Annotated in this window: 27 protein-coding genes and 2 pseudogenes; 23 read left to right on the top strand and 6 right to left on the bottom strand. The window is 67.1% G+C overall.

Features of this window, described 5'->3' with window-relative positions; all coding sequences use genetic code 11:
- Nucleotides 1-26: 26 nt before the first annotated feature.
- The 8 genes and pseudogenes from kdsA to IEQ11_RS17020 all read left to right on the top strand — a co-directional run bounded on the left by kdsA (nt 27) and on the right by IEQ11_RS17020 (nt 6,597).
- Nucleotides 27-860 carry a 3-deoxy-8-phosphooctulonate synthase gene (gene kdsA / locus IEQ11_RS17055; RefSeq protein ID WP_036114047.1) on the top strand — a complete coding sequence of 278 codons (834 nt, stop codon included), beginning with the start codon at nt 27-29 and terminating at the stop codon, nt 858-860.
- Nucleotides 860-1,399 (top strand): hypothetical protein, encoded by a 540-nt coding sequence (locus tag IEQ11_RS17050; protein ID WP_191823301.1) that lies wholly within the window; start codon nt 860-862, stop codon nt 1,397-1,399. The genes kdsA and IEQ11_RS17050 overlap by 1 nt, the downstream gene beginning before the upstream one ends.
- Nucleotides 1,396-2,682 carry a phosphopyruvate hydratase gene (gene eno, locus IEQ11_RS17045; protein ID WP_036114056.1) on the top strand — a complete coding sequence of 429 codons (1,287 nt, stop codon included), beginning with the start codon at nt 1,396-1,398 and terminating at the stop codon, nt 2,680-2,682. The genes IEQ11_RS17050 and eno overlap by 4 nt, the downstream gene beginning before the upstream one ends.
- Before the next feature lie 20 nt (nt 2,683-2,702).
- Nucleotides 2,703-3,074 (top strand): annotated as a pseudogene (gene ftsB, locus IEQ11_RS17040) (cell division protein FtsB); the annotation flags it as partial.
- Between the two features lie 180 nt (nt 3,075-3,254).
- Nucleotides 3,255-3,941, top strand: a complete 687-nt coding sequence (gene ispD, locus IEQ11_RS17035) for a 2-C-methyl-D-erythritol 4-phosphate cytidylyltransferase (RefSeq protein ID WP_191823300.1) — start codon at nt 3,255-3,257, stop codon at nt 3,939-3,941.
- A gap of 376 nt (nt 3,942-4,317) precedes the next feature.
- Nucleotides 4,318-4,791, top strand: a complete 474-nt coding sequence (gene ispF, locus IEQ11_RS17030; protein WP_036114063.1) for a 2-C-methyl-D-erythritol 2,4-cyclodiphosphate synthase — start codon at nt 4,318-4,320, stop codon at nt 4,789-4,791.
- 138 nt (nt 4,792-4,929) lie between these two features.
- Entirely contained in the window at nt 4,930-5,967 is a 1,038-nt protein-coding gene (truD, locus tag IEQ11_RS17025) for a tRNA pseudouridine(13) synthase TruD (protein ID WP_194735242.1), read from the top strand.
- A gap of 384 nt (nt 5,968-6,351) precedes the next feature.
- Entirely contained in the window at nt 6,352-6,597 is a 246-nt protein-coding gene (locus IEQ11_RS17020; protein ID WP_148650462.1) for a hypothetical protein, read from the top strand.
- Between the two features lie 27 nt (nt 6,598-6,624).
- Here the strand turns inward: IEQ11_RS17020 and IEQ11_RS17015 are convergent, their stop codons facing one another.
- Nucleotides 6,625-7,203, bottom strand: a complete 579-nt coding sequence (locus IEQ11_RS17015) for a Smr/MutS family protein (RefSeq protein WP_046657442.1) — start codon at nt 7,201-7,203, stop codon at nt 6,625-6,627.
- Nucleotides 7,204-7,602: 399 nt separating this feature from the next.
- Complete coding sequence (locus IEQ11_RS26040; protein ID WP_425494688.1) at nt 7,603-7,797, bottom strand: DUF6053 domain-containing protein; 195 nt, start codon at nt 7,795-7,797, stop codon at nt 7,603-7,605.
- A 26-nt stretch (nt 7,798-7,823) separates the two neighbouring features.
- Between IEQ11_RS26040 and IEQ11_RS26100 the strand changes: the two are divergent.
- Nucleotides 7,824-7,880: pseudogene (locus IEQ11_RS26100) on the top strand (DUF6053 domain-containing protein); the annotation flags it as partial.
- 50 nt (nt 7,881-7,930) lie between these two features.
- Here IEQ11_RS26100 and IEQ11_RS25915 read toward each other — a convergent pair.
- Nucleotides 7,931-8,674 carry a helix-turn-helix transcriptional regulator gene (locus IEQ11_RS25915; protein WP_057922188.1) on the bottom strand — a complete coding sequence of 248 codons (744 nt, stop codon included), beginning with the start codon at nt 8,672-8,674 and terminating at the stop codon, nt 7,931-7,933.
- A gap of 136 nt (nt 8,675-8,810) precedes the next feature.
- Here IEQ11_RS25915 and surE point away from each other — a divergent pair, with 136 nt between their 5' ends.
- From surE to IEQ11_RS16970, 7 genes are all read left to right on the top strand, one after another.
- Nucleotides 8,811-9,611: a 5'/3'-nucleotidase SurE gene (gene surE, locus IEQ11_RS17000; protein WP_096415137.1), complete on the top strand. Its 801-nt coding sequence runs from the start codon at nt 8,811-8,813 to the stop codon at nt 9,609-9,611.
- Nucleotides 9,608-10,288, top strand: coding sequence for a protein-L-isoaspartate(D-aspartate) O-methyltransferase (locus IEQ11_RS16995; RefSeq protein ID WP_036114076.1), 681 nt, complete (start codon nt 9,608-9,610; stop codon nt 10,286-10,288). The genes surE and IEQ11_RS16995 overlap by 4 nt, the downstream gene beginning before the upstream one ends.
- A gap of 25 nt (nt 10,289-10,313) precedes the next feature.
- Nucleotides 10,314-10,925 (top strand): YqaA family protein, encoded by a 612-nt coding sequence (locus IEQ11_RS16990; RefSeq protein ID WP_036114082.1) that lies wholly within the window; start codon nt 10,314-10,316, stop codon nt 10,923-10,925.
- Between the two features lie 97 nt (nt 10,926-11,022).
- On the top strand, nt 11,023-11,835 hold the full coding sequence (locus IEQ11_RS16985; protein ID WP_046657441.1) for a peptidoglycan DD-metalloendopeptidase family protein: 813 nt from the start codon (nt 11,023-11,025) through the stop codon (nt 11,833-11,835).
- A 40-nt stretch (nt 11,836-11,875) separates the two neighbouring features.
- On the top strand, nt 11,876-12,169 hold the full coding sequence (locus IEQ11_RS16980; protein ID WP_191823768.1) for a hypothetical protein: 294 nt from the start codon (nt 11,876-11,878) through the stop codon (nt 12,167-12,169).
- A gap of 179 nt (nt 12,170-12,348) precedes the next feature.
- Nucleotides 12,349-12,981 carry a hypothetical protein gene (locus IEQ11_RS16975; protein WP_191823767.1) on the top strand — a complete coding sequence of 211 codons (633 nt, stop codon included), beginning with the start codon at nt 12,349-12,351 and terminating at the stop codon, nt 12,979-12,981.
- Nucleotides 12,978-14,171, top strand: a complete 1,194-nt coding sequence (locus tag IEQ11_RS16970; protein WP_191823766.1) for a hypothetical protein — start codon at nt 12,978-12,980, stop codon at nt 14,169-14,171. The genes IEQ11_RS16975 and IEQ11_RS16970 overlap by 4 nt, the downstream gene beginning before the upstream one ends.
- A gap of 178 nt (nt 14,172-14,349) precedes the next feature.
- Here IEQ11_RS16970 and IEQ11_RS16965 read toward each other — a convergent pair whose 3' ends face one another.
- From IEQ11_RS16965 to yhbY, 3 genes are all read right to left on the bottom strand, one after another.
- Nucleotides 14,350-14,943 carry a D-Ala-D-Ala carboxypeptidase family metallohydrolase gene (locus IEQ11_RS16965; protein WP_247024865.1) on the bottom strand — a complete coding sequence of 198 codons (594 nt, stop codon included), beginning with the start codon at nt 14,941-14,943 and terminating at the stop codon, nt 14,350-14,352.
- 221 nt (nt 14,944-15,164) lie between these two features.
- Nucleotides 15,165-15,539, bottom strand: a complete 375-nt coding sequence (locus IEQ11_RS16960) for an Mth938-like domain-containing protein (protein ID WP_046657433.1) — start codon at nt 15,537-15,539, stop codon at nt 15,165-15,167.
- Nucleotides 15,540-15,644: 105 nt separating this feature from the next.
- A complete protein-coding gene (gene yhbY / locus IEQ11_RS16955) occupies nt 15,645-15,950 on the bottom strand; it encodes a ribosome assembly RNA-binding protein YhbY (RefSeq protein ID WP_036114097.1) in 306 nt (101 codons plus the stop codon).
- A gap of 78 nt (nt 15,951-16,028) precedes the next feature.
- Between yhbY and rlmE the strand changes: the two genes are divergently transcribed.
- From rlmE to hflX, 7 genes are all read left to right on the top strand, one after another.
- A complete protein-coding gene (gene rlmE / locus IEQ11_RS16950) occupies nt 16,029-16,676 on the top strand; it encodes a 23S rRNA (uridine(2552)-2'-O)-methyltransferase RlmE (RefSeq protein WP_046657431.1) in 648 nt (215 codons plus the stop codon).
- A 158-nt stretch (nt 16,677-16,834) separates the two neighbouring features.
- A complete protein-coding gene (gene ftsH, locus IEQ11_RS16945) occupies nt 16,835-18,730 on the top strand; it encodes an ATP-dependent zinc metalloprotease FtsH (RefSeq protein WP_036114102.1) in 1,896 nt (631 codons plus the stop codon).
- Nucleotides 18,731-19,012: 282 nt separating this feature from the next.
- Nucleotides 19,013-19,912, top strand: a complete 900-nt coding sequence (gene folP / locus IEQ11_RS16940) for a dihydropteroate synthase (protein ID WP_191823764.1) — start codon at nt 19,013-19,015, stop codon at nt 19,910-19,912.
- Nucleotides 19,913-22,128: 2,216 nt separating this feature from the next.
- Nucleotides 22,129-22,578 (top strand): hypothetical protein, encoded by a 450-nt coding sequence (locus IEQ11_RS16935; protein WP_191823833.1) that lies wholly within the window; start codon nt 22,129-22,131, stop codon nt 22,576-22,578.
- The gene (gene miaA / locus IEQ11_RS16930) at nt 22,575-23,561 is read left to right on the top strand and encodes a tRNA (adenosine(37)-N6)-dimethylallyltransferase MiaA (protein ID WP_191823832.1); all 987 of its coding nucleotides are present in this window, start codon (nt 22,575-22,577) and stop codon (nt 23,559-23,561) included. Before IEQ11_RS16935 ends, miaA begins: the two co-directional genes overlap by 4 nt.
- A gap of 173 nt (nt 23,562-23,734) precedes the next feature.
- The gene (gene hfq, locus IEQ11_RS16925; protein ID WP_036114113.1) at nt 23,735-24,007 is read left to right on the top strand and encodes an RNA chaperone Hfq; all 273 of its coding nucleotides are present in this window, start codon (nt 23,735-23,737) and stop codon (nt 24,005-24,007) included.
- Nucleotides 24,008-24,094: 87 nt separating this feature from the next.
- Nucleotides 24,095-25,393: a ribosome rescue GTPase HflX gene (gene hflX / locus IEQ11_RS16920; RefSeq protein WP_036114116.1), complete on the top strand. Its 1,299-nt coding sequence runs from the start codon at nt 24,095-24,097 to the stop codon at nt 25,391-25,393.
- Nucleotides 25,394-25,512: the final 119 nt, after the last annotated feature.

The raw sequence follows: 25,512 nt of genomic DNA, 5'->3' as shown, positions 1-25,512 counted from the left end.
GGGTCCTGTCCAATTGGAAACACACCATGAAACTCTGCGGTTTTGACGTCGGCCTGGATCAACCGTTCTTCCTGATCGCCGGCCCGTGCGTGATCGAATCGATGCAGTTGCAGCTCGATGTCGCCGGCCAGCTCAAGGAGATCACCTCCGCGCTCGGCATCCCCTTCATCTTCAAGTCCAGTTTCGACAAGGCCAACCGCACCTCGGCGACGAGTTTTCGCGGTCCTGGCGTGGAGGAAGGGCTCAAGGTGCTGGCCGAGGTCAAGCGCCAGATCGGCGTGCCGGTGCTGACCGACGTGCATGAATACACGCCGCTGGCCGAGGTCGCCTCGGTGGTGGACGTGCTGCAGACTCCGGCGTTCCTGTGCCGGCAGACCGACTTCATCCAGAACGTGGCGCGCGCCGGCAAGCCGGTCAACATCAAGAAGGGCCAGTTCCTGTCGCCGTGGGAGATGAAGCACGTCACCGCCAAGGCTAAGGCGGTCGGCAACGAGCAGATCATGGCCTGCGAACGCGGCGCCAGCTTCGGCTACAACAATCTGGTCAGCGACATGCGTTCGCTGTCGGTGATGCGCGACACCGGTTGCCCGGTGGTGTTCGACGCGACCCATTCGGTGCAGCTGCCCGGCGGCATGGACGGCAAGTCCGGCGGCCAGCGCGAGTTCGTGCCGGTGCTGGCGCGCGCGGCGATCGCGGTCGGCGTGTCGGGCGTGTTCATGGAAACCCACCCGCGCCCCGAGGAAGCCCTGTCCGACGGCCCCAACGCGGTGCCGCTGCCGAAGATGCGCGGCCTGCTGGAGACCCTGGTCGAACTGGACCGGATCACCAAGAAGAACGGTTTCCTGGAGCAGGATTTCTGATGACGCGCGGCTGGGGAGTCGGGGTGTTGCGGATACTCGGGCTGTTTACCGGCCTGAGCCTGGCCTGCGCCCCGGCCATGGCCTGCCGCACGGCTCCCGCGCATCAGCAGCCGGCTGCGATCGAGGTGGCCGATACCGCCGCATGGATCTTCATCGCCCATGTCGAGACGGTTCGCCCGCTGACTCCGGAACAGGACGAGTTGGCGGTGCGGATCATGACCGGCAATGTGCCCATGAACGTGAGCTTCGCCTTGCCGACGCAACTGGCCGATGCCTCGTTGAAGCGCACCCTCAAGGGCGCGGGACACGGCGAGACAGCGGCCTCCGCGCCTGTGGTGTTGCACAGCGGCGTCAGCAACTGCGACTTCCCGCTCAGCGCCGGCGCCGACTACCTGATCCTGGCCAACCCGCCGAAAAATGCGAACGACGGCATACGTCCCTTGGCCGGTTCGTTCAAACTCGACGACACTGCGGCCAGCCGAGCCAAGCTCGCCGACCTGCAAAACCACCTTTCCACTCAGACCTCCTCGACCCCATGACCTCGATCACCCAGATCCACGCCCGCGAAATCCTCGACAGCCGAGGCAACCCGACCCTGGAAGCCGAGGTCACCCTGGCCGACGGCAGCTTCGGCCGGGCCCTGGTCCCGTCCGGCGCCTCCACCGGCAGCAAGGAAGCCGTGGAACTGCGCGACGGCGACAAGACCCGCTACCTCGGCAAGGGCGTGCGCAAGGCGGTCGAGAACGTCAACACCACCATCGCCCAGGCGCTCAAGGGCCTGGACGCGACCGATCAGGCCGGCCTGGACCGTCGCATGATCGATCTGGACGGCACCGAGAACAAAGGCCGCCTGGGCGCCAATGCGCTGCTGGGGGTTTCGCTGGCCAACGCCCACGCGGTGGCCGCGTCGAAGAAGCTGCCGCTGTGGAAGTACCTGGCCGGCGATCGCCAGGCCATGCTGCCGGTGCCGATGATGAACATCATCAACGGCGGCGCGCATGCCGATAACAACGTCGACCTGCAGGAATTCATGATCCTGCCGGTCGGCGTGCCGACCTTCGCCGAGGCGCTGCGCGCCGGCGCCGAGGTGTTCCATGCGCTCAAGTCGGTGCTCAAGGGCCGCGGCCTGAGCACCGCGGTCGGCGACGAAGGCGGCTTCGCGCCGGACCTGCGCAGCAACGAAGAAGCGCTGGAAACCATTCTCGAGGCGATCGGCAAGGCCGGTTACAAGGCCGGCGAAGACATCCTGCTGGGCCTGGACGTGGCCTCCACCGAGTTCTACGACAACGGCAAGTACCACCTGGTCGGCGAAGGCAAGCGCCTGACCAGCGAGCAGTTCGTCGATTTCCTCGCCGGCTGGGCCGCGCAGTACCCGATCATCACCATCGAAGACGGCATGGCCGAGGACGACTGGAACGGCTGGAAGCTGCTCACCGACAAGATCGGCAACAAGGTGCAGCTGGTCGGCGACGATCTGTTCGTGACCAATCCGAAGATCTTCGCCGAAGGCATCGACAAGCACGTGGCCAACGCGATCCTGATCAAGGTCAACCAGATCGGCACCCTGACCGAAACCCTGGAAGCCATCGCCATGGCCGACCGCGCCAAGTACGCGGCGGTGGTCTCGCACCGCTCGGGCGAAACCGAGGACACCACCATCGCCGACATCTCGGTCGCGACCACCGCGACCCAGATCAAGACCGGCTCGCTGTGCCGCAGCGACCGCGTGGCCAAGTACAACCAGTTGCTGCGCATCGAGGAAGCACTGGGTTCGTCGGCGCGTTATGCCGGCCGCGACGCGTTCGTGTCGCTGCGTCGCTGAGCGCGGCCGGGTCCGCCACGATGACGGAGAAGACGGGCAGGGGCTGGCTGGGCGTGCTGGTACTGGCGCTGCTGGCCCTGCTCGCCTTTCTGCAGTACCGGCTGTGGTGGGCCAGCGGCAACGGCGGCGGCGTGTCGGCGTTGCAGGCCCAGGTCGACGGCCAAGTCCGCGAAAACCAGGGATTGCAGCAGCGCAACGATGCGCTCGCGGCCGAAGTCGAGGACCTCAAGTCCGGCGAAGCCGCGGTCGAGGAACGCGCGCGCAGCGAGCTGGGCATGATCAAACCGGGCGAGACCTTCTATCGCGTGGTCGAAGCGCGGCCATCGGCGCCCGGTCCCAACGCGGCGGCGGCGGTCAGCGCGGTGCAGAACGGCGCGGTGCAGGAGTCGCCGGATGCCGACGCCGAGCCGGGCCTGGAAGAGCAGGTCGATGAGCCGCCGACCGAACTGCCGCCGGCCGCGCCCGAACCTCACCCCGCGCCGGCTCCCGCGCATTGATCCGATCGGCATCGCCCGCGCGCAGGCGAGCCGGTCCGGTCGAGGCGCACCGCGCATGATCTTCTGGAGCGCCGCATGATCTGGGCCGTGATTCCCGCCGCCGGCAGCGGCCGGCGCTTCGGCGGGCCAACCCCGAAGCAATACCTGCAGGCGGCCGGCAAGCCGCTGATCGAACACGCGCTGAGCGCGTTGCTGTCGCATCCGCGCATCGCCGGGGCGATGGTCGCGTTGTCGGCCGAGGACGAGCGCTGGCCGGGCTGGACCGAACTGTGCGGCAAACCGGTGCTGCGCTGCGTCGGCGGCGGCGAACGCGCCGACTCGGTGCTGGCCGCCTTGCACGCCTTGCCGGCGCAGGTCGGCGAGCACGCGCTGGTGCTGGTGCACGACGCGGCGCGGCCCAACCTGCGCGGCGACGACATCGATCGGCTGATCGCCGCGGCCGAGTCCGGCGCCGACGGCGCGATCCTCGGCGCGCCGGTGCGCGACACCCTCAAGCGCGCCGAGGCCGGCCGCATCGCGAGGACCGAACCGCGCGACGGCCTATGGCGCGCGTTCACCCCGCAGGCGTTCGCGCGCGGCGCGCTGACCGCGGCGCTGAGCGACGCGGCGGCGCAGGGCGTGATCGTGACCGACGAAGCCTCGGCGATGGAGCGCGTCGGCGCGAAGCCGCTGTTGGTCGAGGGACGCGAGGATAATTTGAAGGTGACGACGCCGGCGGATCTGGTGCTGGCGGAGTTTTTGTTGAGGGCGGGGCGGGATTGATTGGCGGTACTTTGGTTGCCGATCGATCAGTTGGTTGCGGATCGATCAGTGTCGAGTGCTGCGCCGTTGCCTTTTTCGTAGACGAAGACTTCAGTGTTCCAACCAGTTCGTCATTCCCGCGGAAGCGGGCTTCGCTTTTCTTCGGCGGAGCTGAACATCCAGAGACTTCAGCATGATCTTTCCAGTTCGTCATTCCCGCGAAGGCGGGAATCCAGTGACTTCAAACGTTCTCGCACGAAAGTCACTGGATTCCCGCCTTCGCGGGAATGACGATAGGTAAGTACGCTGTTCCCGATTCCCGATTCCCGATTCCCGATTCCCGATTCCCCGTTCCCCGTTCCCCGTTCCCCGTTCCCACCCCCAGAGACCCCACCCCATGCGCATAGGCCAAGGCTACGACGTCCACGCATTCGGCGACGGCGACCACGTCATGCTCGGCGGCGTGCGGGTGCCGCACGACCGCGGCGTGCTCGCGCATTCCGACGGCGACGTCGTCCTGCACGCACTGTGCGACGCGATGCTCGGCGCGCTGGCGCTCGGCGACATCGGCCAGCACTTTCCGCCCAGCGACGAACGCTGGCGCGGCGCCGACAGCCGCACCTTCCTGCGCCACTGCAACAGCCTGATCGGCGAACGCGGCTACCGCCTCGGCAACGCCGACATCACCGTGGTCTGCGAGCGGCCGAAGGTCGGCCCGCATGCGCTGGCGATGCGCGAGGCGATCGCGGCCGATCTGGGCGTCGAGGTCGATGCCATCAGCGTCAAGGCCACCACCTCGGAACAACTGGGATTCACCGGCCGCCGCGAAGGCATCGCCGCGATGGCGGTGTGCCTGCTGCTGCGCGCCTGAGCGCGCCGCGTCCCGCCCGATCACGCCACTTCACCGCAACACCTCTTCACGGATCGGCACGAATTGAATTCCCCTGACCAGACCTCGCACGACCCTTCGACCACCGACACGGCAGTGGCGTCCGCGCCCGATCACAGTCTGCCGCGCGCCCACGGCGCGCCCGCGCTGCGCGCGCGCATCCGCAATGCGCCCGAGGATTTCCGGGTCGAGGAACTGCCCGGTTTCGCCGCCAGCGGCAGCGGCGAGCATCTGCTGCTGACCATCGAGAAGCGCGGCATGAACACCGCGTTCGCGGCCAAGCGGCTGGCGGCCTGGGCCGGCATCGGCGAGGTCGGCATCGGCTATGCCGGGATGAAGGATCGCCACGCGGTCACCGTGCAGCGTTTCAGCGTGCATCTGCCCAAGCGCGTCGCGCCCGATCTGGCCTTGCTGGAAAGCGACGACCTGCGCGTGCTCGAACACCAGTGGCACGCCAAGAAACTGCCGCGTGGCGCGTTGGCCGGCAATCGCTTCGTGTTGACCCTGCGCAACGTCGAAGGCGAGCGCGCGGCGATCGAAGCGCGGCTGGCGCGGATCGCCGCGCACGGCGTGCCCAACTATTTCGGCGAACAACGCTTCGGCCGCGGCGGCGACAACGTCGCCAATGCGCTGGCGATGTTCGCCGGCCGCCGCATGGGCCGCGAGCAGCGCAGCATGCTGCTGTCGGCGGCGCGTTCGGAATTGTTCAATCGGGTGCTCGCCGCGCGCGTCAACGACCGCAGCTGGAGCGGTCTGCGCGAGGGAGCGCCGCTGGCGGGCGAGGTCTGGGCGCTGGCCGGCAGCCGCAGCGTGTTCGGGCCGGAGCCGTGGAACGACACCCTGGTCCAGCGCCTGGCCGAATTCGACCTGCATCCCAGCGGCCCGTTGTGGGGCCGCGGCGAGCTGCGCAGCCAGGACGAAGTGCGCGAACTGGAGCTGTCGGCCCTGCAGGGCGAACAGGCCGCGGCGCTGCGCGCGGGCCTGGAAATGGCCGGCCTGGATCAGGAACGCCGCGCGTTGCGGCTGCGCCCGGACGCGCCGGCGTGGCGCTGGCTTCAGGACGATGTGCTGGAAGTCGGCTTCGCGCTGCCGGCCGGCGCCTACGCGACCGTGGTGCTGGCCGAGCTGGGCGAGATCGAATCCGGTGCCCACGCCTAGCCAAATCGCAAATCCCGAAGCCCAGCCCCTCAATGGCCGGCCCGGGTCAGTAACGCCGCGCGCTGCGGCTGCGTCCGGACGCGCCGGCGTGGCGCTGGCTCGAGGATGACGTGCTGGAAGTCGGCGTCGCCTTGCCTGTTAACGCCTACGCGACTCTCGTCCTGACCGAACGGGCCGACATCGAATCCGACGCCTACGCATGACCGAATCTCTAATCCCGAATCCCCAATCCCGGCAGCCAAACGACCGCTCGTCGGGTGGTATCGGCCGGCACTGGATCACGATTTCAGCGGGCGTATAAGCCAAGTAACAGTCGGCAGGGGCCGGCTGCCGCCCGGCTCCGGTTTCGGGACCGGGTTCCATGCACGTCAGGGAGCCCAGGTCATGAACGCTCTATCGCGTATTGCCGTCCTGTCGTTGTCCGTTCTGGGGTTGGCCGCTTGCGCCGGCACCCAGGCCCGCAGCAGCTATGTCGAACCCGCCAGCGTCGCGCCGCAGGCATCCTCGGAAATGAGCCGCGACGATCGCTACATCGCCACGGTCGAGCGCATCGCCCGTCGCCGCGGCATCGGCGTGGTGTGGATCAATCCGCCCAATCGCGAACGCGCCGTGGCGCAGCAGGTCGAATAAGCGCGATCGCGCAAATCGTCGCGCCGCTCAGCGCCGCCGCTGCGGCGGCGCGAGCAACACCAGCACCGCGCCGGTGCCGCCCTGCGCGGGCGGCGCGGAGTGGAAGGCGAGGATGTCCGCGCGCTGGCGCAGCATCCGGTCGACCAGATTCTTGAGCACCGGCGAACCGCGGCTGTCGACATAGTCGCTGCCGCCGTTGCGGCCCTTGCCGTGGATCACCCGCACGCAACCCAGGCCGTGTTCGCGCGCGTCGTTGAGGAAAGCGCGCAGCAACGCTTCGGCCTCGCGCGCCGGGCTGCCGTGCAGGTCGAGTTCCTCCTGCGCCGAGATCTCGCCGCGGCGCAGGCGCGCGAACACCCGCGGCGGCAGTTCGTCGCGGCGATAACTCAGGGCGTCGCCGGCTTCGAGCAGGCTCTCGTCGAGGGCGTGACGGAATTCCTCGCGCGCCAGCGCCTCATCGCGTTCGGCCATGCGCGCGCGTGGCCGCGGCTTGGGCGCGGTCGGCGGCAGGGCGGCATCGGGCAGGCGGCGGACCTCGCCGATCGCGGCGCGGAACAGGGCCGCGTCGTCGCTGTCGTCGTCGGGTCGGTCGGGCGGGGGCGTCATGGCCACAGGATAATCGGCGCCGGGCCACGGTGCAGGCAATGGTCGTGGTGTCGAAGCCGCATCGTCGAAGCGGCACCGTCCAAACCGGGGCCGTCGAAAGCAGCGCGATTGAAACCTCGCGCGATTAAAAGCCCCGGCCCTTCCTTGGGACTTGCGGACCGTCGGTATCGGGCCGGCACCGGGGAAAACTTGCTGCCGCGGTATCGGTCGGCAAGTCCCCTCGCGCAAGCGCGCATGCCTCGACGTATCCCGCGGCGCGAAGTTGAGCATGGGCGGGCGCGGCACCGACGTGGCGCCTGTAAGAACTGACAGGCGGATACTCGATGCCTGCGCGGTGGCGACGGGGCGATAAGGGACAGAACGATGGGTGGCGAATGCGTGGGCGTACGGCGAAACGCGTTACGTTTGCCTTCGTCGTATCGGCCGGCCGATCCGCTCGAGTGCGCTGCATTCCAGCGCGAACCGGCGGCGAAACGACCGATTCGGCAAAGTTCGATCGGTGCGGTTGATGTTGGAAGCCGTGGGCCGGGCGCTCTTGTTCCGGATCGCGGCGACCTGAGCGAAAAGCGTCGGGGCTGAAGCGCCCGCCCACAAAAGACGTCGAAGCCGCGAGGCTTGGTGTGGGCGGGCTTTCAAGCCCGACGCTCCTGTTCCAGATCGCGGCGATTCGAGCGAAACGCCTCGTGAACGGCTTGAGCAACCGCGCATCGCGCGCGCCCTCGATGACTCACAGCAGGATCAGCCCCAGCGCCACCGCGCGCGCGCAGGCCGCGCGCCGGCCCTTGACGCCCAACTTGCGCGAGACCTGCTGCAGATGGAAATTCACCGTGCGCTCGCTGATGCGCAGGATCATCGAGATCTCCCACGAGGTCTTGCCGACCGCCGACCAGCGCAGCACTTCGCACTCGCGTTCGCTCAGGCGCGGCGCGCTGCGCGGCCGCCGCAGCAGGCGATCGATCGCGGCATGCATGCAGCTGACGAAATACACCGACTCGCCGATCAGCGGGATCAGCTCGCGCGGATCGAGCACGGCCTTGTGGGTGAAGGTGGTGAAGGCCCAATGGGTCGACGGCGACCAACTCGGCACGGTGATGCCGCCGTGCAGGCCGAATTCGCCGGCCTGGATCAGGGTCTTGCGCGTGCGTTGGGCCAACGAGGCGCCGGGCGGCTCGTAGTTGGTGCGGCCGCGCGAATTCCACGCCGCCGCCGGAAAACCTTCGCGCGACATCACGATGCGCGGATCGGTCTGCTCGGCCTGCGGCGTGAACAGGCGCGGATAGGTCTTGGACCAGTCGCTGTCGAAATCCTCGAAGAACAGGGAATCGGCGCCGCCGCTCAGCGGTTCGCGCAGTTTCGTCGCGTAGCCGTGATGCTCGAAGCCGATGGCCTTGGTGTACGCCGCGGTGAACGATTTCACCTCGTCCATCGTGTTGGCGCGCATCACCCGATCGATATGATCCCAATACTCCATGCCGTGCTGTGTACCTGCGTCCCGGCGGTCGTGGGCTCATCATAACGCCGCTCGGCCGCCGCGTGCGGCGCGGGGGCGCCGGCCATATCGGGTATCATCCGGGGCTGGTTTGCCAGCTTTTTACTTGCGGAGTCTCATGCGCGTATTGGTCTCCAACGACGACGGTGTCGACGCCCCCGGCATTCGCATCCTCGCCCAGGGCCTGCGCGAGGCCGGTCACGAAGTGCTGGTGGTCGCGCCCGACCGCGACCGCTCCGGCGCGAGCAATTCGCTGACCCTGGACATGCCGGTGCGCGTGAGCAAGCTCGACGACAGCACCTGGCGCGTCTACGGCACGCCGACCGACTGCGTGCACGTGGCGATCACCGGCATGCTCGAGGTCGAGCCCGACATCGTCGTGTCGGGCATCAACAACACCGCCAACATGGGCGACGACGTGATCTATTCGGGCACCGTCGCCGCGGCGATGGAAGGCCGCTTCCTCGGCCTGCCCGCGGTCGCGGTCTCGCTGGCGACCGCCGACCACGTCGGCCGTCACTACGAAAGCGCCGCGCGCGCCGCGGTCGAGATCATCGCCCGTCTGCGCACCGACCCGCTGCCGGCCGACACCATTCTCAACGTCAACGTGCCCGATCTGCCGTGGAGCGAGATCGCCGGGTTCGAAGTCAGCCGCCTGGGCAATCGCCATCGCGCCGAAGCCTGCGTGCAGCAACAAGACCCGCGCGGCCGCCAGTGGTGGTGGATCGGCGCGGCCGGCGCCGAGGCCGATGCCGGCCCGGGCACCGATTTCAACGCGGTGCGCACCGGCAATATCTCGATCACCCCGATCCACGTCGATCTGACCCGTTATCAGGCCCTGGAGCAGGTCGCCAGCTGGGTCGGCGGCCTGGCCGGCGCGCTCGATGGCGCGGCGTCGGGCGCGGAGCGGCCGCGATGATCCAGCGCATGCGTCTGCAGCCCGAAGCGATCGGCAGCGGCCTGACCTCGCAGCGGGTGCGCGACCGCCTGGTCGAGCGCCTGCGCGAATCGGGCCTGCGCGACGAGCGCGTGCTCAACGCGATCCGCACCGTGCCGCGCCATCTGTTCGTCGACGAAGCGCTGGCGATGCGCGCCTACGAAGACACCGCCTTGCCGATCGGCCACGGCCAGACCATTTCCCAGCCGTGGGTGGTGGCCAAGATGACCGAGGCGTTGCTGGAGGACGGCATTCCCGGCAAGGTGCTCGAAATCGGCACCGGTTCGGGCTATCAGGCCGCGATCCTGGCCGCGCTGGGCCTGGAAGTGCACACCGTCGAACGCATCGGCGAACTGCTGCGCACCGCGCGCAAGCGCTTTCGCCAGCTCGGTCTCAACGTGCGCAGCAAGCACGACGACGGCCGCATCGGCTGGCCCGAGAACGGCCCGTTCGACGCGATCATCGTCACCGCCGCCGCGCCCGCGCTGGTCGACGCGCTCACCGATCAGCTCGCGCCCAACGGCACCTTGATCGCGCCGGTCGGCGCGGCTTCGTCGCAGTCGCTGCTCAAGCTGCGCAAGGATGCCGACGGCACCATCAGCCAACACACGCTCGCGCCGGTGGTCTTCGTGCCGCTGCTGTCGGGCATGATCGACTGAACACGATTCGCGACAGAGGCACGATTTGAAGATCTTCGGACCGCTCTACGAGCGCACCATCACCTGGGCCCGGCACAAGCACGCCCCGGCCTACCTCACCGGCCTGAGCTTCATCGAGGCGATCATCTTTCCGGTGATGCCGGAGGTGATGCTCGCGCCGATGTGCGTCGCCCAGCCGCGGCGCGCGTTCTGGTTCGCGACCTTGAGCCTGATCGGCTCGATGGCCGGCGCGCTGGTCGGTTATGCGCTGGGCCACTACGCGTTCGAAGCGCTCAAGCCGGTGTTCGCCTCGCTGGGCATGCTGACCAGCATCGAGGCGGGCATCGCCACGGTCCAGGCCAAGATGGTCGAGTCGCCCTGGGCGGTGTTCACCTTCCTGGTGCTCGGCGGTTTCATGCCGATTCCGATGAAGGTGTTCACCTGGGCGTCGGGCATCGTCGGCGTGCCTATGCTGCAATACATCCCGAGCATGTTGATCGGCCGCGGCAAGCGTGTGTACCTGCTGGCGCTAGCGATCCGCATCGGCGGCGAACGCGCCGAGCAGGCGCTGCGGCGCTATATCGAGCCGATCGGCTGGATCGCCACGTTGATCGTGGCCGGCGCGATCGCCTGGCTGGTGTGGCGTTCACAGCAATAAGCCGCGCCTGCCGCCAGACTGTTCGCGACGGCTGCACCCAATTCAGGAATTAACCCGAGGCGATCGGCGCGACGATCGCCGCGGCACGAGGACAGGCATGACCCACACGACCCGAACCCCGACCCTGGCGATGGCCGCTTGCGTGCTGGCCGCGCTCGCCCTGATCGGTTGTTCGAGCACGGTCGTGCGCGAGCCCTCGCGCGGCGGCCACAGCCGTCCGGGCACGTCGGCGCGTCCCGGCGGCTCGCGCCCGTCCACCCCGTCGCAGCCGGCGTCCAAGCCCAAGTACGGCGCCACCTACACCGTGCAGCGCGGCGAAGGCCTGTACCGCATCGCCGCCAACAACGGCATCCAGCTGGCCGACCTGGCCGCCTGGAACAACTTGTCGCCGCCGTACAACCTGTATCCGGGCCAGCGCCTGCGCCTGTACCCGTCCAACGGCAGCCGCCCGCCGGCGTCCTCGGGTTCGTCGTCGGCCGGCACCACGCCGCCGCGCACCAGCACGCCCGCGCCGACCCCGGCCGCGCCGATCAACAGCGGCATCCGCTGGCGCTGGCCGGCCGACGGTCCGCTGCTGGGCCGCTACGTCGCCAACGAACCGACCAAGCAGGGCGTCGACATCGGCGGCGCCAGCGGCACCCCGGTGCGCGCCGCGGCCGATGGCGTGGTGGTGTATTCGGGCACCGGTCTGGTCGGATACGGCGAACTGATCATCGTCAAGCACAACGAGCAGTGGCTGTCGGCCTATGGCCACAACCGCAAGCGTCTGGTCAACGAAGGCCAGTTGGTGAAGGCCGGCGAACAGATCGCCGAGATGGGCCGCAGCGGCGCCGCGCGCGACATGCTGCATTTCGAAGTGCGCTACAACGCCAAGCCGGTCGATCCGTTGTTGTACCTGCCGGCGAAATAACCGATCGCGCACCCGCCGTCGCGGGGCGCCGGGCGAGCCCATGGATTTCGCGACTGTGAAAGCGGCCTGGCCATGGACCGACATCGTCGACTGTCCGGGCCGGTTCGTGCTCAAGCAGGCCGATCCCGCGCTGATGCCCGCAGACCTGCTTGGTTCCGATATTCCCGTGTCCGAACACCGCAGCGCCTTGGCGCGCGACGCGATTCTGGTCGCGTGGCTGACCGATGGCGGTTTGATCTCGTATCGGCGGGCCGACGGCGGTTGCTTGCATACGCTCAATACGCCCGAAGGCATGGCGCGAAAACTGTCGCAGTTGGGGCTGGCGCCGCTTTAGGTGTCGACGCGCATCGTTGCCGCCTCTGCTGTTTGACGGTACGCCGCGGCTCGATGTTCGAACGCGGACGCATCCGCCCGCGAGCCGCTCGGCGGCATCGAACGATCATTTCTCGCCGCCAGCATGCGGTGGGCCGGATCGGTGCAGAATAAGCCGGCGAAACCGCCTGAAGGATCAGCATGTCGACACCGCCGGATGAAGCCCAGATCGAGCCGCCGCCGGACTCGTTCGAAGAGGGCGACGATCTTCAATGGGACGTCGCGGACGACAGCGATGGCAGGTCGGGGCAAATCCTGACCCGGCCGCTCAGCATGCACGACACGGTGGTGTTGGCCTCCATGCGCGAGGGCTGCAGCGGAATCATCGGCTTTCTGGGCGCGATGGCTCTGATCATTGCGATCTGCCTGGGTCTGGGCGGAATTTTCACCCTCGACATGGGTGCTGTCGCGGGCATCGCGGCGGGCGTCGTCTGCCTTCTGGCCGCGGTGGGTTTCATGATCCGGAAAGAGGACGGCAAGCTGCAGTCCGACCTGGATGCGGGCATCAAGTTGATCGCCTCGGGCCGCATCATCCGCATGGATTCCGAAGAGACCACCGGTCCAGGCATCCTCACCGTGGCCATCGATGAAACGCCTTCGCGACAGATCAAATTCTTCGTGGAAAAGCGCTTGTACCTGCAGGTCAAGCAGGACGACCTAGTGCGCATCGCCTATGTTCCGCTCAGCAAGACGATCCTTCAGTTGAGGACCGAGCATTGCCGCTATGGCCGGCGTCCGGATCCAGACAAGGTCGGGGCGGGCACCTCGCCATGACGGCATCGTCGGAGGAAAACAAGACGCAGCCGCTGAGCCAGGACGAGATCGCTCGCCTGGATGCGCTCAAGTCCAACGGCGTGTTGGGTGCGATAGCGATCGTCGTGATCACGCTGTTAATGGTGTGGACGACGTGGGAGCGTTACGGCGCTTTCTTGATCGCGGTGGCCGTAGTCGCTGGCCTCGCACTGGCGGCATTGACGGCGCTGGTCAGCTGGGCCACCAACGCGAACCTTCAGGCAGACATGGACGGCGGCATCAAGCGGCTCGCCGTGGCGACGGTAACGAAGGTAGCTCATGACGGCGAGCAATCGCGCTGCCGCATCGAGCTGCGGACCGAGGAAACGCCGCCGTGCTCGCTCGAATTCACCCCGCAAGACCTCGTGTTCTTCGAGGTTGAATACGGCGAGCAAGTCCGTGTCGCCTACGCGCCGGCCAGCAAGACCGTCATCAGCGTCGTCGCGGTGGGATGCGAGTACGATTTCGCCGCGCCGGACTTGGCTCTGCAGGCCGCGCTGGAGCCCAACAGTTCAGCCGATTCGCGTTTGCAACAGCGCAGGGCGCAGCGCGATGCGGCGCGGGCGTTGCGGCGGAAAACCTTGTCCGCGTCATCGGATCCCGATCTCCAGCAGGCGTCCGCAGCGCCTCTCTCCGAAGTCGCCGCGAGCATCGAAGACACGCCGCCGCGCCAAACCGGAACGCTCAACAAACACGAGCGCGATACCTTGGCCCCGAGGCGGACGGGCGGCTGCGGAATGGTCGCTTTGCTGGGCGTAGGCCTGATTTTCGTGGCGGTACTGATGTTGGCCGACGTGAAGGACATGGGCGCAGGAGCGATCGCGGTCATTGTCGTTGCCGCTGTGCTGGCGGCGGCGCTGATGGTTTTCGTCGTGTCGAACGAAGACGACAAATTGCAGGCCGATCTCGATAGGGGGATCAAGCTCAGCATCCGCGGCCGCATCAGCCACATGCGTGCCGAGAGCTCCGAAAGCGGCAGCCCCTTGTGCTTCATCACGGTGACGGTCGATGAGTCGCCGCCGCGGACGATCGTGTTCGTGGTTGAACACCGCTTGTTCCATGCGCTGCTGCCAGAAGACGCGGTGCGCATCGTCTACGCGCCGATCAGCAAGACCATCCTGCATTTGCGGACCGACTCTTATAGCTACTCGCTGCGCCGGAAATCGGATTGACCGCGATCGGCGGCGCTCGCTGATTCGCAAGAACGGCTGCGGGAGTCGACTGGCTACTCGCCATCGACTATCGAAGTTGGCCTGACCGGGGAGATGAGGTTCTGACTACCCGCGCGTCTTTACGGCGGTGGCGGAACGCGCCGCGGCTGGATGCCGGCCCGCTGGGCGATGCCGCGCGTCATGGGGCGTCGGGTTGGTTCGCATCGTGTTTCAGGCGCGCGCCGGGCACGCACTGCGATGTCCGGTACGTGTAGTCCTCGCCCCAGGTGCGGAACCCGGCGGTGTCGATGTGCAGATGGCGCGCGTCGTAAAACCCGAGCCCGAAGCCGCTCGCCGGACCGCGACGACGCCAGAAGTCGCACAGCGCTTGCGTATCCGCATCGCGGGCGAGGTCGAAGTCGTAGGCGCCGCCGCTCATGTGGCGGCTGCGCGAACTGCCGCCTTCGCAGCGGTTCAAGGCCGCATTGCGATACCCGGACGTGATTTCGACGCCTTCGAGCAAGCCCGCGGCGCGCAAGTCGGCGATCAAGCGCAGCGTGCGCGCGGTCTCGGGCCACATCGGTTTCGGTGGCAGCGCGAACTCGGCCGCGCCGCATCGGCGCCAACGTCGTCCGGAACGCAGCAACTGCTGCATCGGCGGGAGTTCGGCAAGGCCTTGAGCGCGCAAGTAACCGCGGTATTCGGCGACTTTCTCGCGTTGGCCGTCCGCGAGCCACCGTTCGTAGCGTTCGCTGGGCGAGGGCGCGCGACAGCCGGCGATCGCAATCGCCACGAGCAACGGCAAAAGCCGCGCCGCGGCAAAGCGAGCGCTCAAGCCCTCGACGTTCTCCCGGCAGCCCCCTGTAGGAGCGACGCAAGTCGCGACCGCGGCCTCACAGTTTCGACGCAGCCCCGAGGTCGCGGTCGCGACTCGCGTCGCTCCTGCAGTCGGAACCGTGGGATAGGTATCGGGCGCGGCATGGGTGGTTCGCCTCGAACGGGCACCGCGCCGGCTCACGCGCCCAGCACGAACCCCGCGACCACTTTGCGGCCTTCGCCGGCCAGCACGTTGAAGGTGCGCGCGGCGGCCGAATTGGTCATGGTTTCCAGCCCGACCCCGCGGCGCAGGCAGGCGGCCAGGGTCGCGGCGGGCGGAAAGACCTGGGCGGCGCCGCCGCCGAGCACGATCAGCTCCGGCTCCAGCGCGAACAGCGGTTCCAGGTCGTCGATGGTCAGGGCGCGCACGTCGCTGACCGCCCAGTCCTCGATCAGCCGGTTCGGGGCGAGGACGAAACTGCGCTGCAGCCGCCGGTCGTTGACCAGCGCGACCTGGCCGTCGGCCCCGCGCAGGAAGAATTCGTGGTCGGGGCGTTCCAGGGTCAGTTGCATTGGGGCGGGAATCGGGAATGGGGAATCGGGAATCGGCAAAACCGGAGCGGAGCAGGGCGGGAGGCTTTCCGATTCCCTATTCCCGATTCCCCATTCCCGGCTTCATCAAGACCTCGGCAACACGATCTGGCGCTTTTCCTTGCTCGGGCGGTACAGCACGGCGGTGTGGCCGATCCGCTGGACCAGGGCCGAGCCGGTCCGTTCAGCTATGTCGGCGATCATGGCGTCGCGGACCTCGCGGTCGTCGGCGCCGACCTTGACCTTGATCAGCTCGTGGTGCTCGAGCGCATGGTCGATTTCGGCCAGCAGCGCATCGGTAATGCCCTTGCCGCCGACCTGCAGCATGGCCTTGAGGTCGTGGGCCTGTCCGCGCAGGAAACGGGTCTGGGCGGAGGTCAACAGGGTGGGCATCGGGTCACACGTACTAAGCGTAAAGGGCGCTCAGGGTATCATGGCGTCCCTAACCCCTACCGGGACGGCCGCCCGCTCATGGCGACCCGAAGCAAATCCAGCCAGCGCTGGCTCAAGGAACACTTCTCCGACCCCTTCGTAAAGAAGGCCAAGGCCGAAGGCTTGCGCTCGCGCGCGGCCTACAAACTCGAGGAACTGGTCGAACGCGACCGTCTGCTCAAGCCCGGGATGATCGTGGTCGACCTGGGCGCCGCCCCGGGCGGCTGGTCGCAATGGCTGCGCAGCGAGCTGGACCGGCTGAACCCGCGCCAGCCCGGCCGGGTCATCGCCCTGGACATCCTGGACATGCCCGGCTTGGCCGGGGTCGAGTTCATCCTCGGCGATTTCCGTGAAGACGAGGTCCTGGCCCAGCTGGAGACCAGCGTGGGCGGGCAGCCGGTGGACCTTGTTCTGTCCGACATGGCCCCCAATATGAGCGGTGTGGACGCGGTGGACCTGCCGCGAGCGATGCACCTTTCGGAGCTGGCGATGGATTTCGCCGACCGGCATCTGAAGGTCGACGGCACGTTCCTGATCAAGCTGTTCCAGGGCGTGGGCTTCGACGATTACGTGCGCGAACTGCGCCGTCGCTACGCCAAGGTCTCGATCCGCAAGCCGGCGGCGTCGCGCAAGCGGTCGCCGGAGGTGTACGCGCTGGCGCAGGGCAAGAAGGCGGCGATGACCTGATCCATGACGATCGGGTGATTGCGCCGAGGCTGCCACCGGCCGAATCTCGGCAGGTGCGCGGCGTGGCTGTATGGCAATCTGGGCGTTACCGCCGGCGCACAAGGCGCCGGAGGACACGAGACTTCCCACTTCGGGTGGGGTCGCAGGGTAGGAAATACATGAACGATTTGGCCAAGAATCTGCTGCTCTGGGTGATCGTCGCCGTCGTGCTGATGGTGGTGTTCCAGGCGTTCGGTCCGCGCACCGCGGGCTCGGAAGTGCTCGCCTACGACCAGTTCATCAACCAGGTCCAGACCGACCGCATCAAGGAGGTCAAGATCTCCGATGACGGCACGACGATCACCGGCAAGCGCAAGGACGACAGCACGTTCACGACCTACAGCACGCGCGACCCGTACCTGATCAACGACCTGATCAACCATAAGGTCGTCACCGAGCAGACCCCGCCGTCGAGCAGCCCCTCGCTGATCATGATCCTGATCAACGTGCTGCCGTGGCTGCTGTTCATCGGCATCTGGGTCTATTTCATGCGCCAGATGCAGCAGGGCGGCAGCAAGGGCGCGATGAGCTTCGGCCGCTCGCGGGCCAAGCTGCAGGGCGAGGACCAGGTCAAGGTGACCCTGGCCGACGTCGCCGGCTGCGACGAGGCGAAGGAGGAAGTCGGCGAACTCGTCGAATTCCTGCGCGATCCGTCCAAGTTCCAGAAGCTCGGCGGCAAGATTCCGCGCGGCGTGCTGATGGTCGGCCCGCCCGGCACCGGCAAGACCCTGCTGGCCCGCGCCATCGCCGGCGAGGCCAAGGTGCCGTTCTTCTCGATCTCCGGTTCGGACTTCGTCGAAATGTTCGTCGGCGTCGGCGCCAGCCGCGTGCGCGACATGTTCGAGCAGGCCAAGAAGCACGCGCCGTGCATCATCTTCATCGACGAAATCGACGCGGTCGGCCGTCATCGCGGCGCCGGCCTGGGCGGCGGTCATGACGAGCGCGAGCAGACCCTCAACCAGTTGCTGGTCGAGATGGACGGTTTCGAAGGCGGCGAAGGCGTGATCGTGATCGCCGCGACCAACCGTCCCGACGTGCTCGACCCGGCGCTGCTGCGTCCGGGCCGTTTCGACCGTCAGGTCGTGGTCGGCCTGCCCGACGTCAAGGGCCGCGAGCAGATCCTGCGCGTGCACATGCGCAAGCTGCCGCTGGCCGACGATGTCGAGCCGATGACCATCGCCCGCGGCACCCCGGGTTTCTCCGGCGCCGACCTCGCCAATCTGTGCAACGAGGCGGCCTTGTTCGCCGCGCGCGAGAACGGCAAGGAAGTGCGCATGGAGCACTTCGACAAGGCCCGCGACAAGATCCTGATGGGCGCCGAGCGCCGTTCGATGGCGATGAGCGAGGACGAGAAGAAGCTCACCGCGTATCACGAAGCCGGCCACGCCATCGTCGGTCGCGTCGTGCCCGAGCACGATCCGGTCTACAAGGTCACCATCATTCCGCGCGGCCGCGCCCTGGGCGTGACGATGTATCTGCCGGAAGGCGACAAGTACTCGATGAACCGCGTGGCGATCGAATCGCAGCTGTGCTCGCTGTACGGCGGCCGCGTCGCCGAGGAGCTGATCTTCGGCGTCGACAAGGTCACCACCGGCGCGTCCAACGACATCGAGCGCGCGACCAAGATGGCCCGCAACATGGTCACCAAGTGGGGCCTGAGCGACGAGATGGGCCCGATCGCCTACGGCGAAGAAGAAGACGAAGTCTTCCTCGGCCGTTCGGTCACCCAGCACAAGAACGTGTCCAACGAGACCGCGCGCAAGATCGACGAAGTGGTGCGCGGCATTCTCGACAAGGCCTATGGCCGCACCTCGGAAATCCTCAAGGACAACCTGGACAAGCTGCACGTGATGGCCGAGGCGCTGCTGCAGTACGAGACCATCGACGCGACCCAGATCGACGCGATCATGGCCGGCCGCGAGCCCGGTCCGCCGGCCGACTGGGCCAAGTCGGGCCGCGTGTCCAAGGACGACAACCGTCCGGGCGCGATCGGCGGGCCCGCGGCGCAGACCTGACCGAAGTTGCGTTCAACGCGCTCCAACAAAACGCCGGGCACTCCCCGGCGTTTTTGTTTTTCACGTCCCGACGATTCCCCACATCCCCTGTAGGAGCGGCGCAAGCCGCGACCGCGAAACAGGCGTAACGACGCAAGCAGCAAGTCAGGCCGCAAAACGAGAGCCCCCGTCGCACATAGGCGAGATGCCACGCCCGCAACCCGCGCCGCCGCCATTAGCGACCGGCCCGGCCCACGCCAAGCGGGTAGCATTCGGGTTCTCGACGCCCCCTGGGAACCGCCCATGTTCGACCTAGCCCCGACCCTGGACTGCAACGGCCGCCGCCTGTTGCTCGATCGCCCGCGCGTGCTCGGCATCGTCAACGTCACGCCCGATTCGTTCTCCGACGGCGGCGCGCACGACACGACCGAGGCGGCGGTCGCGCACGGCCTCAGGCTGGCCGAAGAGGGCGCCGACGCGCTCGACATCGGCGGCGAATCCACCCGTCCCGGCGCCGACGAGGTGCCGCTCGAAGAAGAACTGCGCCGCACCATCCCGGTGATCGAGCGCCTGGCGCGCGAAACCGCGCTGCCGATCAGCATCGACACCTCCAAGCCCGAGGTCATGCGCGCCGCGATCGAAGCCGGCGCCGGCCTGATCAACGACGTCTACGCCCTGCGCCGCGACGGCGCGCTCGACATGGCCGCATCGCTCGGCGTCCCGGTGGTGCTCATGCACATGCAGGGCGAGCCGCGTTCGATGCAGCAAGAGCCGAGCTACGACGACGTGGTGTCCGAGGTGCATCGTTTCCTGGCCGAGCGCATCTTCGCCGCCGAGATGGCCGGGATCGACAAGAAGCGCATCGTGGTCGATCCCGGCTTCGGTTTCGGCAAGACCTTGCAGCACAACCTGACCTTGCTCGCGCAGCTCGAACGCTATGCCGAACTCGGCGTGCCGGTATTGGCCGGACTTTCGCGCAAACGCAGCATCGGCCAGATCACCGGCCGCGACGATCCGCGCGATCGCGTGGCGGGCTCGGTGGCCGCGCACCTGATCGCGGCCCAGCGCGGCGCCAAGCTGCTGCGCGTGCACGATGTCGCCGCCACCATCGACGCCCTCAAGGTCTGGGCGGCCGTGGCCGCGCAACAAGCGCCCAAGCGCGCGTCGACGCCTTCGATGCCGAAGTGGCCGGACGACGAATAAGCTGGCGTTGAGGACGCTCCAGGCGTGTCGCCGATGAGGCCGCCCTGAGGCGGTCGATCCGCGAGCGCGAGCATGCGTCGATGTGAGTGGCTAAAAATTAGCCAATCTTGCGCATGCCTTGCGGCGCAACGCGTGGAACCCGATACAAGGCGTGTGTCCGCAGGCTTGTCCACAGGCGTTGTGGACATAGTGACGGCCTGACGATCATTGCCAGATTGGCGTTCGGCCATCGCGTGCCTTGCCTGCATTCACGAACCTCCGAGTGCCCTTGTAGGAGCGGCGCTAGCCGCGACCCAGACCTCGCACCTGCGTCGTGGGCATGGTTCGCGGTCGCGGCTTGCGCCGCTCCTACAGAGGGATACGAAACGCTTGACTGTGCGGATGACATTTGAGTCCCCGGCCGCTATCGGCGAGTGATCAAAAATTAGCCAAACTTGCCCAGCCCTTGCCGCACAAGGCGTGAAACCCGATTGCAAGGCGTGTATCCGCAGCTTTGCCCACAGGCAATGTGGACATCGCTATGGCCTGACGACGGTAATTGCAGACGAGATTCGACCGGCGCTTGGCCGCACACCTACGCGAAAACACGGGGCCTGTAGGAGCGGCGTGAGCCGCGACCGCGACTTCGCACCTACGTCGTCGGCATGGTTCGCGGTCGTGGCTTGCGCCGCTCCTACAGGGAGATACGAAACACTTGACTATGTGGATGGCATTTGAGTTACGGCCCGATATCAGCGCGTGATCAAAAATTAGCCAAACTTATCCAGCCCTTGTCGCACAAGGCGTGAAACCCGATTGCAAGGTGTGTATCCGCAGCTTTGCCCACAGGCAATGTGGACATCGCGATGGCTTGACGATGATAGTTGCCAGGCGGGATTTGATTAGCGCTCGCCCCGCATACCTCCGTGAAAACCGAGTGCCCCTGTAGGAGCGGCGTAAGCCGCGACCGCGACCTCGCACCTACGTCGCGGGCTTGGTTCGCGGTCGCGGCTCACACCGCTCCTACAGGAAGAAAAAACGCTTGAATGCCCGTGCGGAATTTGAGCCGCGGCGGAATATCAGCGAGATATCGGCGGGTGATCAAAAATTAGCCAAACTTGCCTAGCCCTTATCGCGTAAGGCGTGAAACCCGATTGCAAGTTGTGTATCCGCAGCTTTGCCCACAGGCAATGTGGACATCGCGATGGTCTGACGGCGGGAGTTGCCAGACGAGATTCGACCGGCGCTTGCCCCGGATACCTCCGCGAAAACTCGAGCGCCCCTGTAGGAGCGGCGTGAGCCGCGACCGCGACCTCGCACCTGCGTCGCGGGCTTGGTTCGCGGTCGCGGCTCACGCCGCTCCTACAGGAGAAAAAACGCTTGACTGCCCGCGCGAAATTTGAACCGCGGCCCGATATCAGCCGTGGTCAAAATTTAGCCAAACTTATCCAGCCCTTGCCGCACAAGGCGTGAAACCCGATTACAACGCGTGTATCCGCAGCTTTGCCCACAGGCAATGTGGACATCGCTATGGTCTGACGACGGGAGTTGCCAGACGAGATTCGACCAGCGCTTGCCCCGAATACCTCCGCGAAAATCCGAGCGCTTCCTGTAGGAGCGGCGCGAGCCGCGACCGCGACCTCGCACCTGCGTCGTCGGCATGGTTCGCGGTCGCGGCTTGCGCCGCTCCTGCAGTGGGATACGAAACACTTGACTGTGCGGATGACATTTGAGTCGCCGGCCGATATCGGCGAGTGATCAAAAATTAGCCAAACTTATCTAGCCCTTGCCGCACAAGGCGTGAAACCCGATTGCAAGGTGTGTATCCGCAGCTTTGCCCACAGGCAATGTGGACATCGCGATGGCCTGGCGACGGGAGTTGCCAGACGAGATTCGACCAGCGCTTGCCCGCACGCTTACGCGAAAACCCGAGAGCCCCCTGTAGAGGCGGCGCGAGCCGCGACCACCACTTCGCAGCTACGTCGCAGCCATGATTCGCGGTCGCGGCTCACGCCGCTCCTACAGGAAGCCAAAACGCTTGACTGCCCGTGCGGAATTTGAGCCGCGGCGGAATATCAGCGAGGTATCGGCGGGTGATCAAAAATTAGCCAAACTTGCCCAGCCCTTGCCACGCAAGGCGTGAAACCCGATTGCAATGCGTGTGTCCGCAGCTTTGTCCACAGGCATTGTGGACAGGCGCGAGCGGCCGCGGGCCTCGGCGGATCGCCGGCTGCGGAATGTTCGAAACGCTTGCATTCGCCAAGCGCTTCTGCATCGCCGCCGGCCACCGCGGCGATGCCGATCAGCGCTCGCACGTCAAGCGAAAATCGCTGGCGAAATTTTCGCCAAACCTCTTGCAATGCTTGTACCGCAACGCTTCGAAGGGGGTGATCTGGAAACTGTCCGCAGGCTTGTCCACAGGCTGTGTGGACAACCGTAACGGCTTGGTCAAAAAACCGACAAACAGTCGCGAAGCGTTGCGCCGTAAGGGCCGGATGGGCTTATCAACAGGCTTGCCCCAGCGGTTCTCCACAGCTTTTGTGCGCAAGCGAGGTGATCGCCCGCCGTGGTTGTCCACTGCTCGCGCCGGACGCTGCGGCGCTTTCGTCATCAACCCGGCTGTGCGAGTCTGCCGGCTGATTCCACCGCCGCGGCCCGCACCGCGCATGACCCCGCATCGCGAATGAACGTTTCCGCCGATCCACGCCCGCTCGCCATCGCCCTGATGGGGCCGACCGCCTCGGGCAAGACCGCGCTCGCGCTGGAGTGGGCGCGGCGGCTGGATGCGGAGATCGTCAGCGTCGACTCGGCCCTGGTCTACCGCGGCCTCGACATCGGCGCGGCCAAGCCGTCGGCGCAGGAACAGGCGGCGGTGCCGCATCACCTGATCGACGTGCGCGAGCCGTGGCAGCCGTATTCGGCTGCCGAGTTCGCGCTCGACGCGCGCCGCGCCATGGACGCGATCGCCGCGCGCGGGCGGCTGCCGATCCTGGCCGGAGGCACCGGGCTGTACTTCCACGCTTTGTTGCAGGGGCTGTCGGAGATGCCGCAGGCCGATCCGGCGATGCGCGCGCAGCTCGGCATCGAGGCCGAACAACGCGGCTGGGCCGCGCTGCACGCCGAGCTGGCCCGGATCGACCCGCGGGCCGCCGCGCGTATCCACGCCACCGATGCCCAGCGCATCCAGCGCGCGCTCGAGGTCTATCGCCTGTCCGGCCGCAGCATCAGCCACTGGCGCGAGCAGGCGCCGCCGCCGCGATTGCCGTATCGGGTGCTCAAGCTGGTGCTGGCGCCGGCCGAGCGCGCGGTGCTGCACGGCCGCATCGAGCAGCGTTTCGACGCGATGCTGGCGCAGGGTTTCCTCGATGAAGTCCGCGGCCTGCGCGCGTTGCCGCAGTTGCAGGCACATCCGCAGCCGCTGGACCTGCCGGCGATCCGCGCGGTCGGCTATCGCCAGGCCTGGGAGCATCTGGACGGCGCTTACCCGGCGGCCGAGTTCCGCGATCGCGGCATCTACGCCACCCGCCAGCTGGCCAAGCGCCAGCTGACCTGGCTGCGCGGCGAACTTGACGCGCGCTGGTTCGATCCTTTGCGCGACGCGGCCGAACTGGAGCATGCCTTGAGGCTGTTCGCCGGCGCCCGGCTGCGCGGGGCGGGGCACGCCGCTTAGAATGGAGCGCGCAAACCCGGAACCGGGTCGCAATGTTTGCTTGGACTTGCGTTAACATCGGGCGGTCGCCCCTGTGGGGACAACAGCCGGCGATACGGAAGCACCTGCCTTCGGGGCACCGCAGGGCAGGGCGCGCCGTTCCTAATAACTAGAACATGCTGGGGAACTAGAAGATGTCTAAGGGGCAATCCCTGCAGGATCCTTTCCTGAATGCGCTGCGTCGCGAACGCGTACCGGTGTCGGTCTACCTGGTCAACGGCATCAAGCTGCAGGGCACGATCGAATCGTTCGACCAGTTCGTGGTGCTGTTGCGCAACACCGTCAGTCAGATGGTCTACAAACACGCCATTTCCACCGTCGTCCCCGCGCGCAACGTCCGCGTCGGCCCGGGCGGCGGCTATGTCCAGTCGGCCGACGGCAGCGACGGCGGCGACGAAGCGGAATGATGCGAGCCGCGGGCGGGGAGAATTGAGAAACCGGTGCGTCGCCTCCATCTGCATTAGTTCTCACTCTCCACTCGTTGCCCATACCCGATGTTTGAGCGTTCCAAGAAGGGCGAACACGCCCTGCTGATCCAGCCTCATGCCGGCGGTGCGCCGGATGAGGACCTTCTGGAAGAATTCGCCGATCTGGCGCGGTCGGCGGGCGCCACGGTGGCCGCGGTCATCACCGCGCGCATCGACAAGCCCAATGCGGCGATCCTCATCGGCAGCGGGAAGCTCGACGAGGTCAAGGCCGCGGCCGACGCCAGCGGCGCCGACCTGATCCTGGTCAACCACCGGCTGTCGCCGGGCCAGGAGCGCAACCTGGAGAAGCTGCTGGAGCGGCGGGTGGTCGACCGCACCGGCCTGATCCTCGACATTTTCTCCCAGCGCGCGCACAGCGCCGAGGGCAAGCTGCAGGTCGAACTGGCCCAGCTCAAGCACATGTCGACCCGGCTGATCCGCGGCTGGACCCACCTGGAGCGCCAGCGCGGCGGTTCGATCGGCCTGCGCGGCCCGGGTGAAACCCAGCTCGAAACCGATCGCCGGCTGCTGCAAAAACGCCTGGAGCAACTGCAAAAGCGCCTGGACAAGGTCGAAGTGCAGCGCACCCAGATGCGCCGCGCGCGCATGCGCAGCGAGCTGCCGCGGGTGGCGCTGGTCGGCTACACCAACGCCGGCAAGTCGACCTTGTTCAATGCGATGACCGGCGCCGACGCGTATGCCGCCGACCAGTTGTTCGCAACGCTCGACCCGACCGTGCGCCGGATCGATCTGCCCGGTGGCGGCGCGGTATTGGCCGATACGGTCGGGTTCGTGCGGGATTTGCCGCATGACCTGGTCGCCGCGTTCCGCTCGACCCTGTCGGAGGCGCGCGAGGCCGATCTGCTGCTGCACGTGATCGACGCCGCCGACCCGCTGCGCGACGAGCGCATCGCCCAGGTCGACGAGGTGCTGGCCGATATCGGCGCCGGCGATTTGCCGCAATTGCTGGTATTCAACAAGATCGACCGGCTCGACGACGTGGCCCCGCGCATCGACCGCCCGGGCGAGGGCAAGAACCGGGTCTGGGTATCGGCCCGCGACGGCAAGGGCCTGGACCTGCTGCGCGAGGCGCTGGGCGAGGCCCTGCAACTGCGCCACGTTACCGGCAGCGTGCGGATCGCCTCGCAGGACGCGCGTTTGCGCGCGCGCCTGCACGAGCTCGGCGCGGTGCGCTCCGAACAGGCCGACGAGCACGGCTGGGTGGTCGAAGTCGACCTCGCGGTGACCGACGCCGAGCGCCTGTTCGCCCAGGCCAATGGCGAGGCATTGCGCCCCTTGCTTGAGACCGTTCAGGCCCCCACCTAGAATCGACAGGTTCGCGCGCGGTAACCCGCGCGCGTATCTCCGTGGCGCCCCACGCCACGGTCCGGTGCCGGCCCCGCCGCGGGCCGGTGCAGCAGGCGGAACATCGGATGTTCCGCCTG

Source organism: Lysobacter capsici, assembly GCF_014779555.2.
In the GTDB taxonomy this organism is placed as follows: domain Bacteria; phylum Pseudomonadota; class Gammaproteobacteria; order Xanthomonadales; family Xanthomonadaceae; genus Lysobacter; species Lysobacter capsici.
This window is presented reverse-complemented; position numbering and strand designations above follow the sequence as displayed.

Bases quoted from the DNA above. Each gene is read 5' to 3' on its own strand.
- kdsA (WP_036114047.1), top strand. From the start codon at position 27: ATGAAACTCTGCGGTTTTGACGTCGGCCTGGATCAACCGTTCTTCCTG.
- IEQ11_RS17050 (WP_191823301.1), top strand. From the start codon at position 860: ATGACGCGCGGCTGGGGAGTCGGGGTGTTGCGGATACTCGGGCTGTTT.
- eno (WP_036114056.1), top strand. From the start codon at position 1,396: ATGACCTCGATCACCCAGATCCACGCCCGCGAAATCCTCGACAGCCGA.
- ispD (WP_191823300.1), top strand. From the start codon at position 3,255: ATGATCTGGGCCGTGATTCCCGCCGCCGGCAGCGGCCGGCGCTTCGGC.
- ispF (WP_036114063.1), top strand. From the start codon at position 4,318: ATGCGCATAGGCCAAGGCTACGACGTCCACGCATTCGGCGACGGCGAC.
- IEQ11_RS17020 (WP_148650462.1), top strand. From the start codon at position 6,352: ATGAACGCTCTATCGCGTATTGCCGTCCTGTCGTTGTCCGTTCTGGGG.
- IEQ11_RS17015 (WP_046657442.1), bottom strand. From the start codon at position 7,203: ATGACGCCCCCGCCCGACCGACCCGACGACGACAGCGACGACGCGGCC.
- IEQ11_RS25915 (WP_057922188.1), bottom strand. From the start codon at position 8,674: ATGGAGTATTGGGATCATATCGATCGGGTGATGCGCGCCAACACGATG.
- surE (WP_096415137.1), top strand. From the start codon at position 8,811: ATGCGCGTATTGGTCTCCAACGACGACGGTGTCGACGCCCCCGGCATT.
- IEQ11_RS16995 (WP_036114076.1), top strand. From the start codon at position 9,608: ATGATCCAGCGCATGCGTCTGCAGCCCGAAGCGATCGGCAGCGGCCTG.
- IEQ11_RS16985 (WP_046657441.1), top strand. From the start codon at position 11,023: ATGACCCACACGACCCGAACCCCGACCCTGGCGATGGCCGCTTGCGTG.
- IEQ11_RS16980 (WP_191823768.1), top strand. From the start codon at position 11,876: ATGGATTTCGCGACTGTGAAAGCGGCCTGGCCATGGACCGACATCGTC.
- IEQ11_RS16975 (WP_191823767.1), top strand. From the start codon at position 12,349: ATGTCGACACCGCCGGATGAAGCCCAGATCGAGCCGCCGCCGGACTCG.
- IEQ11_RS16970 (WP_191823766.1), top strand. From the start codon at position 12,978: ATGACGGCATCGTCGGAGGAAAACAAGACGCAGCCGCTGAGCCAGGAC.
- IEQ11_RS16960 (WP_046657433.1), bottom strand. From the start codon at position 15,539: ATGCAACTGACCCTGGAACGCCCCGACCACGAATTCTTCCTGCGCGGG.
- yhbY (WP_036114097.1), bottom strand. From the start codon at position 15,950: ATGCCCACCCTGTTGACCTCCGCCCAGACCCGTTTCCTGCGCGGACAG.
- rlmE (WP_046657431.1), top strand. From the start codon at position 16,029: ATGGCGACCCGAAGCAAATCCAGCCAGCGCTGGCTCAAGGAACACTTC.
- ftsH (WP_036114102.1), top strand. From the start codon at position 16,835: ATGAACGATTTGGCCAAGAATCTGCTGCTCTGGGTGATCGTCGCCGTC.
- folP (WP_191823764.1), top strand. From the start codon at position 19,013: ATGTTCGACCTAGCCCCGACCCTGGACTGCAACGGCCGCCGCCTGTTG.
- IEQ11_RS16935 (WP_191823833.1), top strand. From the start codon at position 22,129: ATGTTCGAAACGCTTGCATTCGCCAAGCGCTTCTGCATCGCCGCCGGC.
- miaA (WP_191823832.1), top strand. From the start codon at position 22,575: ATGAACGTTTCCGCCGATCCACGCCCGCTCGCCATCGCCCTGATGGGG.
- hfq (WP_036114113.1), top strand. From the start codon at position 23,735: ATGTCTAAGGGGCAATCCCTGCAGGATCCTTTCCTGAATGCGCTGCGT.
- hflX (WP_036114116.1), top strand. From the start codon at position 24,095: ATGTTTGAGCGTTCCAAGAAGGGCGAACACGCCCTGCTGATCCAGCCT.